The following is a 375-nucleotide window of genomic DNA, read 5'->3' on the forward strand; positions in this document are numbered from 1 at the left end:
GTGGTGAAAGTCGTGCTCGATAAACAGGGCAAGGCCTTGTATTTTTCTCGCGCCACCATCCCATGGCATCGTGATGGCTTTGCGCAAGACCGAACCCAGTTGCCCGAGGCTTATCAGCCTCTGCGACATATCGGTTTATATGCGTATCGTAATGACTTTCTACAGAACTATCCTAAGCTTGCCATCTCACCACTGGAACAGATTGAAGCACTGGAGCAATTGCGTGTGTTGTGGCACGGCTACGCGATTGCAGTTCATGTGACAGACAGCAGTCCGGCCGCCGGTGTGGATACCGCGGAAGATCTGGAACGGGTTCGCGCGTTTTTCCGGAAATAAGCAAATTACGCAAAAAAAGCACTAAGTTTGCGCTGTTTT

1 protein-coding gene is annotated in these 375 nt (G+C 50.7%); it reads left to right on the forward strand.

Annotated features, from left to right (window positions below; translation table 11 throughout):
- Positions 1–336 (forward strand): cytidylyltransferase domain-containing protein (locus KDM89_RS20330; RefSeq protein WP_438947535.1); only part of this gene is annotated, 336 nt, incomplete at its 5' end.
- Positions 337–375: the final 39 nt, after the last annotated feature.

Source organism: Cognatundibacterium luofuense, assembly GCF_018139685.1.
Taxonomy (GTDB): Bacteria; Pseudomonadota; Gammaproteobacteria; order Burkholderiales; family Burkholderiaceae_D; genus Undibacterium; species Undibacterium luofuense.